We start from the raw sequence: 8927 nt of genomic DNA on the forward strand, positions 1-8927 counted from the left end.
CGGAGGCACGGACGGACCACCGCGCTGGCCGGGGTGCTCGACCGCGGCCATCCTGCAGGCTGAGCGGACAGTCCGGCGGTGCGGGACCCGAGGGGCCGGCCCGCCGCGCGGGACGGAGGACACCCATGTGGGCACAGACGCTGCGCGGTCCCTTCCGCTTCGAGCAGGTGGAGGTTGCGGCCCCGGACCTCGCCACCCTCCCGCCCCGGCACGTGCTGCTGGCCACCTGCGCCGGCGCCATCTGCGGCAGCGACCTGCCAACTTCCGTGGTGACGTGTGGCCGCACCCGGCCGCCGAGGACGGCTGGGGGGCCACGCGGGCGCCGGGCTTCCCGATGCACGAGATCGTCGGGGAGGTCGTCGCCAGCCAGCACCCCGACCACTCCCCCGGCGACCTCGTCGTCGGCTGGGCGTCCAGGTTCGACGGCATCGCCGAACTCGTGGTCACCGACGGCGACGGCCTCGCGCCCTACGACACCGGCCTGCCGGCCACCACCGCGGTCATGCTGCAGCCCCTGGCCTGCGTCCTCTACGCCGCCGAACAGCTCGGCGACGTCTCGGGGCAGGCGGTCGGGGTGATCGGGCAGGGCCCGATCGGCCTGCTGTTCAGCTCCGTCCTCAAGGCCCGCGGCGCGGCCCGGGTCACCGGCGTGGACCCGGTGGACCGCAGCGACGTCGCGTCCGTCTTCGGCGTCGACGAGGTCGTCACCGCCCGGGCCGAGCGGTGGGCGGGCTCGCTGTCCGATCCCGACCGGCCGTCGGTGGTTGTGGAGGCGGTGGGCCACCAGGTCTCGACGCTGCAGCCGGCACTGGACGCCGTGGCGCCCTGCGGTCAGGTCCTCTACTTCGGCGTCCCGGACGACCCGGTCTACCCGTTCGACATGATGACCTTCCTGCGCAAGAACCTGACCTTGCGCTGAGGCATCACCCTCGAGCGGCGCCGAGTGCTGGCCGACGCCGGCACGTACCTCGCGGAGCACCCCGCCCTGCGGGACGCCTACGTCACCGACGTCCACCCCGTCGTCGACGTGGAGGCCGCCTTCAGCGCCGCGCTCGCCCCCCGGCCGGGGCAGTTGAAGATCGCGGTCGACATGACCTGACGGCGGTTCGGCCGCCGCTGCTGCCGGGCACGGTGGTCCCGGCGGCTCACGACACCCAGGCGGACAACACGCGGACCCGGATGGTCCCGGGCATGCCGCGCACCCGGTCGAGCACGGCTGGCGCGAGGGGGCCGCGCACGTCGGTGACCACGTAGCCGACCGAGCCGGAGGTGGCGAAGACCTGCTGCCCGACGTCTAGGTCGCCGTCGGCGAGCAGGTCGTTCACGTGGGCCAGCGTGCCCGGCTGGTTGCGGTGCAGGAGCGCCAGACGCGTGGTCCCGGCCGGACGGGCCGGCTGGACCTCCGGCAGGTTGACGCTCAGCCCGGTGGCGCCGTGCTCCAGGTACCCGGTCAGCTTGGTGGCGACGAACTCGCCGATGTCCTGCTGCGCCTCCTCGGTGGAGCCGCCGACGTGCGGCGTGAGGATGACGTTGGGCAGCCCGCGCAGGTCGGACTCGAACGGGTCGCCCGCCGCGGCAGGCTCGTCCGGGAACACGTCGACCGCCGCGCCGGCCAGGTGGCCGCTGTCGATGTGCCGGCGCAGGGCGGCGTGGTCGACGACGAATCCCCGGGATAGGTTGAGGAACAGCGCACCGGGCACCATGGCCGCGAACTGCTCCTCGCCGAACATGCCGCTGTTGCCCGGCCGGCCGTCGACGTGGAGCGACACCACGTCGGAGTCGGCGAGCAGCTCCTCGAGCGTCGCGCACCGGCGGGCGTTGCCGAGCGCGAGCCGGTCTGCGGTGTCGAAGAACAACACCCGCATGCCGAGCGCCTCGGCGAGCACCGAGAGCTGGCTGCCGATCTTGCCGTACCCGACGATGCCCAGCCGCCGTCCGCGCACCTCGTGGCTGCCCTTCGCCGACTTGCGCCAGATCCCGGTGTGCATGGCGTCGTCGTGCACGGTCAGCCGGCGGGTGAGCGCGATGATCTCGGCCACCGCGAGCTCGACCACGCTGCGGGTGTTCGAGAACGGGGCGTTGAACACCGCCACCCCGTGCGCCGTGGCCGCCTGCAGGTCGATCTGGTTGGTCCCGATGCAGAACGCCCCCACAGCCAGCAAGTCCGGGGCCTGCGCGAGGACGTCGGCGGTCACCTGCGTGCCCGAGCGCAGTCCCAGCACCTGCACACCGTGCAGCCGTCGCACCAGCTCCTCGGGGCCCAGGGCCCGATCGACCTGTTCGACGGCGATGCCGCACGAGGCGAGCAGGCCGGCCGCGATCGGGTGGACACCCTCGACCAACAGGGCCCGTGACGGACGCGAGGACACCGGGATGGGCATGCGAGAGGCCTCCTTGCCTCGGTGCGACTGCGGCCGGGTACGCCTCGGCCGGCACCTCCACCCGTTCAGACGCATTGACCCGCGCCGAGATACAGGCACGAGGAACTCACCGCCGGCCGTGGCCGTGCCCGAGGGCGTGCGCGATCCCGGCCCGGTCAGCCGCTCCGGTACGAGGCTCATGCGGAGCACATCGCCGTCACGTCTCGCGCCCCGTCCGGTGGTCCTGCACCGACCGGAGGCGACCCCGCGGTCCGGCGGGGGACCAACGCATGCACCTGCCACTCCGCGGACACGGTCACCGCTCGCCGTCGCAGCGGGCGGCTGAGGTGCGATACTGCTCACATAGGGCTGCGTTCGAGGTGGTCGAGGATGGGTTCCTGTAGAGCCGAGCCATCACCGCTGTCCGGTGCTCGGGCTCCAGCTCCATCCGGTCCGGTCCAGGGATCTGGGCGCCCAGCAGCAGGCGCCGGACCCATGCAGGCCCCCGCGCCGCCCCACCGCTGCGTTGCAGTGCAGGATGTGCCGACCAGCAGCTTGCACATCGCTGCGGACGGCCCGCAAGACGCTCAGGCCACGCTCTTGGCCTCGGGTGGCACATGGAGTTCGATCCCGGCGCCCATCCCGTCCGCGGAGGCTCCCCCTGTCGTGGAGGAAGCCCTCCGCTCATCGTCGCAACAGCTGGACCCGCAGCACCGGGAAGCCTGGGAGACACGGTTCGGTGCGGATTTCTCCACCGTCCGACTGCATGTCGGCGAATCGGCCCGCCGATCCCTGGATGCGGTGCGGGCGCTTGCCTTCTCTGTCGGAGAGGACGTCGTCACCGGTGATCTATCCCTTGGCACGTCCGGTGGCAGCCGCGTGCTGGGACACGAGCTGGCGCACGTCGTGCAGCAGCGCGCCGGTGGCGTCCCCATGGTCATGCGCCACCCTGACGACAGGCAGGCCGGTTCGCCGGGGTCGGCTACTGGACCTCCCTCCCCGTTGGGAGCGAGCGAAGCGACCCGTTCGAGGCTCGAGCAGATCATCCGAACTGGAGGCCCTCTCCCGGGGGGCACTCGCGTCATCGGTGCCGCCATCGTGGAGGTGGAGGGGTACGCCGGTCCGCGGGAGTTGCGCGCGGTCAGTTCCTCCCAGACGGACGACCTGGGCCACGGGGCCGCCGTCCCCCATGCGCAGACGCCCACCGACCGCACACTGTCTGCCGCGCGCAGCATCGGTGGCGCGTCCGTCCGGCGCGAGTTCCCCTTCTCGCACATCAACGACGCAGAGATCAAGCTCTTCGAGGAGATCTCCCGTCACATGCCGCCGAACGCCCGTGGCCGAATCAGCTTTCTCACCATGCGCAGTCGGCTGAACGGCACCGTCCTGGAGCCGATCCCGGCGTGCTCCAGCTGCACCAACGCCACCTTCCAGGTGGCAGGCACGTTCCGAGGCGTCGAGGTTGCCTCTTACGCGGCAGTACACCCGACCGGCTCGGCCGATCTCCGCCCGTCCTCTACAGCGCCCGGCACCGGTCAGGCACCACCGGCACCCGGCCGCACCCAGTCGCGTCCTGGTCCACCGGCACCCGCCAGGACGAGTCCGCCCCAGTCAGGCGCCGGGGTCCGCGCCGAGGTCGGGACGCCGGACATGCGCGGCACCACGGTGAGCGGACCGTCCCCGCGGGGTACGGCCGCTCTGCAGGGAGCGGCTCTGGCGCTCTCCGGGGTGAACTTCGTCCTGAACGTGATCAACGACGACATCCAACGGGAGCGAGTACAGCAGGCCCTCGGCCAGCTGGAGCCCGATATTCGTCGGAGACGGCAGCGCAACCCGGAACTCGGGATCCTCGTCATCATCCACTTTCGGCAGGTTCAGGGACCGCCGGAGAGCGCCATCCAACCGGGTCCGGAGTTCCGTTTCATCGACACCGGCACTGGCCGTACCCGGGACGAGGCGTTTGAGGACTGGCGGTCCACGCCGGCGATCCGGGAAGCGCTGCCCCTCAACGTCCGTGAGTTCAAGCAGGAGGTCTGGCTCCCCCCCTCGGTGACCCCGAGCGTCCGGTCCATCCGGGCACCGTGGCCCAGGGCTGCGCTCGCCACCTTCCGCGAGGGCACAGCGCAGCTGCAGGACGTCGAGTGGGGCGGGGTGACCGGTTTCGACGACGAGGGCAGCTCCCCGTTGGACGTGCCGGAGGGACTGCGGCCGCGGTTCCTGGTCCTGCAGGTCCCCCGAACCCTGACCTTCTTCAACGGGTCCGTCCCTGTGAAGGTGGACATCCCGATCCGGACGGTGCCCGCTGCCGCAGGGGGCTCGATCCCCGTCGTCGATCTAGACCCGTGGGTCCCGTTCGCGAACGTGCGGGCCGCCTGCGTCTTTCCGGCCGACGACGCCACCCAGGACCTGTTCGGTACCGCACGCGCCACCAAGGACAACCTGAACCAGCTCGGCATCTACCCGAACTTCTCAAGGGCACGATGGGTGCGCCCCGAACACGTACGGGTGCTTCCCAAGGCCTGAGCGGGTAGCGTCCCGAACGCCCGAGTTGAGTCGGGCGTGACCCGCTTCATGACCGGAACTGGATGTCGAGCTGCCAGCCGAGGGGCAGGTGCTCCTCGAGGGCTGCCCGGAGGTTCGCGGTCCGCCGAGCCTCGAAGAGGTCGTGGTAGACGCCCATCTCCGAGTCGTCGTCGGCACCGGTGCGGATCTCCCCGGGGCCGCCGTCGGCGAGGCGGCAGTAGTCCGGCCGGCCGTAGCGCAGCGTGGTGAACCGCGGCTCGACCCTCGCGGCCTCCGCGCCGGGCTTCTCCTCGCCCGCCGCCAGCATGGCCAGGTCCGGCTGGCAGGCGTACCGCCGCGGTGTGCGCGAGGCCCAGGGGACGTAGCAGTACCGCAGGCACCCGACCTGCCGGCGGGCGACGTCCATCCTCGAGGTGAAGATCGAGTTCTCGCCGAGTTCGACGGCGTGCAGGTGGGTGCGGCCGATGACCGTGCTGTCGACGACGGTGGCCACGGCGTGCGCCCGCCGTCCGTTCGGCGCGGCGATGGCGTCCCTGCCGGTGGTCGTGGCGTCGACGACGCTGGTCAGGACGTGCAGGCGGATCGGCTCGGGCCCCACCTCGTCGCGCTGGACCAGGATGGACCCGACGATGCTCCTGTCGACCTCGACGCAGGGGGGCCGCAGTGCCTCCGGGGGGCGGTCGGCAGGGAGACCTTCCGGGCCGCGCCTCCTGCGCGGCAGGTCCGTGACGATCAGGCTCGGCTCGGTCCCGTGGCGCGGCTCGCAGCGCGTGTTGAGCTCCCATCCGGGCACGAGGGTGCAGTGCCGCACCACGACCTCGGCGGGATCACCCGAGAAGCGGACCGGGTGCGCGGCCACCATGAGGCCGTCGAGGACGACGCGGCTCCCCCGTCCGCAGCGGATGGTCATGTCGTCGATGTCCTCCCGTAGTTCGGGGAGGAGCACGGTGGGCCGGCACCCCTCGGCGGCGCGCAGTTCGAGGGTGTGGCCCTCGGGCACCTCGATCTTGACCGGTTGCACGTAGAGGCCGCTGTCGATGAGCTCGACGACGAGGTGGAGGGGCGGACGGTCGGACTGCTGCAGCGCCCGCACCGCACCCGCGATGGTCGGCCCCGCCCCGGACCGGACGCGCGTCACGGCGTAGGACCGCGGAATGTCGCCGGCGTACCGGGCCTCCAGGACCAGCCGGTTCAGCCGCATCCGCCCGGGACCGGCCGCGGCGCCGTCCCGCAGCGCGACCGCTTCCTCGTCGAGCTCCTGCTCGTCCACGACCTCCACGAGGTCGTGGGCCTGGATGATCCGGTTGAGCTCCGCCGCCAGGCGGGTCCTGCCGGCCACGGGCGCCCCCGCGAGACCGGCGACGACGACCGGGTCCATGAGGCTGCGCAGGAGCCGGCTGAGCGGGTCCTGCCCCTGGAGGAGCCGGGCGGGGAAGCCGACGCCGAGGTCGTCGGCCCGGAGGAAGGACGCCAGGACGGGGACGCCCGGCTGCCCTCGCCGGTACTCCCCTCCCCCGATGGCCATGGGGAAGCCGTGGCAGTACGAGGCGGTCAGCTCCCCGAGGTCGTAGCGCTCCGGGAACATGACCCGCCCTCGTTGCGGGTCCACGGCGACGCGGTCCCCGAACACCTCGGGGCTCCAGGCGGCGAGGCTCCGCACCGTGATCCGCTCGACGGCGATCGGTGCGCCGTCCTCGTACAGCAGCAGGTTCCTGCCCTGGCCGTAGTGGCGCGGGAGGTCGGCCTCGAGCGCCTCGTTCGTCAGCCGCCGCACGATCGGCGGCCGGCCGGAAGTGTCTTGCTCGGCCGAGGGGTGGGCGCAGGTGAAGAGGGGAGCGTCGTTGCCCAGCACGCTGAGCTCGTAGCTGTTGACGCGGCGGCGCACCCGGAACGGCCGCACGGCCGTCAGCGGCCAGGAGGGCAGGCGCCACGCCCTGACGGTCACCGAGCCGGGCGGCGCTCCCGCGCAGTCGCCATCGCCCTCGCCGTCGCACACGACTGCGGGCCAGCCGCTCACCGCGGGCACCAGGTCCTCGAGCACCGAACGGGTGCCCTTGCGCCGGCGGTGACGGATGGTGTCGGCGACCGCCCTGCGGGGGACGACCCCTGGGACCGGCCGGGCCTCCCCGCAGTCCCGTCGCCCCTCGGGGACCGGGAGCCACCGGTAGCCCACCAGGTCACCGATGTAGGGGATGGCCCACGGCTCGCAGGTCTCGATGAAGAGGTCGGCGTACGTCCGCCGGATGTCCTCCTCCACGAGGTCCGCTTCCTCGCCGAGGACCCTGAGGAGGTCGCGGAGCGCCAGGGCGATCTCGCTGCCGGGCGCCCGGACGACGCCGGGCAGGAGCTCGAAGAACCGGTCGGCGCTCATGGCTGCGGCTCCCCTGCGAGCTCGAGCAGCAGGGTCCCGGGTGCGTCGGTCGAGAGGTAGGCGATCTGGTCCTCACCGACCTCCGGGGGATCGGGCACGCCCGGTGCGCCGGCGTCGCCGAGGAGGGCCGCGGCCGCACCGGCCACCTCGGCCGGGGACCTCGGCGCGTCGGGGGAGCCAGTCTCGATCGTCCCGAAGGCCAAGAGGTCCACCCAGGCGACCCCACGTACCCCCTGCATGACCGCCATCGCCTCACCGGGGTGTGGTACCTGCCCGATCTCGCGAACTCGGAAGCCGAACGTCCGGACCAGCGCGTCCCGGAGCCGGGGCTGCACCGTCTCCCAGGGGTGGTCGGTCAGGGTGCGGATCCGTGCACGGATGGCGAGCAGCAGCGCCGTGCGGATCCGGATGGCCACGGTGGCATCCGGCCAACCGCGGGTGTGCAGCACCTTCTCCTTCGCCCCCTCCGGCTCCTCCGACTCCTCCGGCCGCTCCTCCAGGTCACCGAAGCGGATGAGCGCCCGGCACAGGTTCTCCAGGAGTGCCGAGTCGGGCCGCAGCGGCGCGTCGTCCACCGCGGCCACGGTGAGCGTGTACCGGGTCGTCGGCGCCCCGGGGACCGTGGCGACACGGGCCTTGCCGATGCCGGCGAACGCACGCGCGAAGTCCTCCAGGTCCCTCACGGAGACCAGCCGGTCGAGCGCGGTGAGGCCGACCGGGACCCGCTGCCGGATGCTGTCGACGTCGTCCGGGCCGGCTCCCCCGCCGGCGGGGAGGGGGTTCGTCGCCGCGGTGACGCCGTTGGGGCGGGAGGCGAGCACGCTGATCTGCCCGGCCCGGGCGTTGCCCTCGACGCCGAGCCCGCCCCGGTAGAGCGCGCGAACGTTGTCGCTGCCCGTGGGCAGCCGGGCGCCGAGTCCGAAGACGACGCGGGTCGTCCCGTCGTCGCCGGTCTGCAGCACGTACCCCCGCTCCCCCGGGGCGACCGCCGCGGCGTTCGGGGCCTCGTGCCAGCGGAGGTCGTTCACCCGGACCTCGAGGCTGGCCGCCGTACCGGTCGTCGTGGGCGCCGGGAGGTGGGTGAGCGGGCCCTGCCGCAGGGGGAACGACTGCAGCGGACGCGTGGCGTCACCGCCGCCGAGTACCTCGGCCCGGCTCTCGCCGTGCGTGGCGTGGGCGACGTTGCCGAGGACCCGGACGGTCTCGCGCCGGTAGCAGTACCGCAGCGGCTCGGCGAAGCCGAGCACCGTGTGCACGGTGTCCCGCGTGGCGGCCTGCGCGGCGGGGGCGGCGTCCCCGCCACCGTCAGCCGCCACGCGAGCGGCCGGTCCGCCCGTTCTGTGCTGGACCGTCGAGATCATCACGAGCTCGGTGCCCGGTACCCCGGTGACCTCCTTGCCCGACGAGTCCAGCTCGTCGCGCAGGAGATCGGTGCGCTCCCCCGTGACGACGACCCGACGGCCAGGCTGGAGGCCCGGGTAGTAGCCGTCCAGTTCCAACTCATCGGCGCAGACCTCCTGGGTGTTCGGGACGTCGGCCAGCTCCAGCCGCTCGCTCTGCGCGTGGACCACAATCCTGCGGTGGAGCGGCGCTTCGCTCACTCCGTCCCCTGCGCCGCCCTGGCCCTCACCACCGCCCTGGCCCTCACCACCGCCCTGGCCCTCACCACCGCC

The 8927-nt window shown here is 72.9% G+C and carries 6 protein-coding genes; 3 read left to right on the top strand and 3 right to left on the bottom strand.

What is annotated here, in order from left to right:
• The first annotated feature begins 274 nt into the window (after positions 1 to 274).
• Positions 275 to 919: a zinc-binding dehydrogenase gene (locus BMW27_RS01795; RefSeq protein ID WP_217638008.1), complete on the top strand. Its 645-nt coding sequence runs from the start codon at positions 275 to 277 to the stop codon at positions 917 to 919.
• A gap of 24 nt (positions 920 to 943) precedes the next feature.
• Positions 944 to 1099: a hypothetical protein gene (locus BMW27_RS23610; RefSeq protein WP_217638009.1), complete on the top strand. Its 156-nt coding sequence runs from the start codon at positions 944 to 946 to the stop codon at positions 1097 to 1099.
• 46 nt (positions 1100 to 1145) lie between these two features.
• On the opposite strand, the gene serA is transcribed toward BMW27_RS23610, so the two are convergent.
• Positions 1146 to 2381 (bottom strand): phosphoglycerate dehydrogenase, encoded by a 1236-nt coding sequence (gene serA, locus BMW27_RS01800; protein WP_091438170.1) that lies wholly within the window; start codon positions 2379 to 2381, stop codon positions 1146 to 1148.
• A 645-nt stretch (positions 2382 to 3026) separates the two neighbouring features.
• Between serA and BMW27_RS01805 the strand changes: the two genes are divergently transcribed.
• Entirely contained in the window at positions 3027 to 4883 is a 1857-nt protein-coding gene (locus tag BMW27_RS01805) for an eCIS core domain-containing protein (RefSeq protein WP_175486283.1), read from the top strand.
• A gap of 46 nt (positions 4884 to 4929) precedes the next feature.
• Here the strand turns inward: BMW27_RS01805 and BMW27_RS01810 are convergent, their stop codons facing one another.
• Both BMW27_RS01810 and BMW27_RS23150 read right to left on the bottom strand, forming a co-directional pair.
• Positions 4930 to 7254 carry a hypothetical protein gene (locus BMW27_RS01810; RefSeq protein WP_091438177.1) on the bottom strand — a complete coding sequence of 775 codons (2325 nt, stop codon included), beginning with the start codon at positions 7252 to 7254 and terminating at the stop codon, positions 4930 to 4932.
• Positions 7251 to 8825 carry a baseplate J/gp47 family protein gene (locus BMW27_RS23150; protein WP_175486284.1) on the bottom strand — a complete coding sequence of 525 codons (1575 nt, stop codon included), beginning with the start codon at positions 8823 to 8825 and terminating at the stop codon, positions 7251 to 7253. The genes BMW27_RS01810 and BMW27_RS23150 overlap by 4 nt, the downstream gene beginning before the upstream one ends.
• Positions 8826 to 8927 lie beyond the last annotated feature (102 nt).

Source organism: Geodermatophilus poikilotrophus (genome assembly GCF_900111455.1).
In the GTDB taxonomy this organism is placed as follows: Bacteria; Actinomycetota; Actinomycetes; order Mycobacteriales; family Geodermatophilaceae; genus Geodermatophilus; species Geodermatophilus poikilotrophus.

What these genes read in the sequence shown, in the direction of transcription:
- serA (WP_091438170.1), bottom strand. Translation starts at nt 2,381, where the DNA reads ATGCCCATCCCGGTGTCCTCGCGTCCGTCACGGGCCCTGTTGGTCGAG.
- BMW27_RS01810 (WP_091438177.1), bottom strand. Translation starts at nt 7,254, where the DNA reads ATGAGCGCCGACCGGTTCTTCGAGCTCCTGCCCGGCGTCGTCCGGGCG.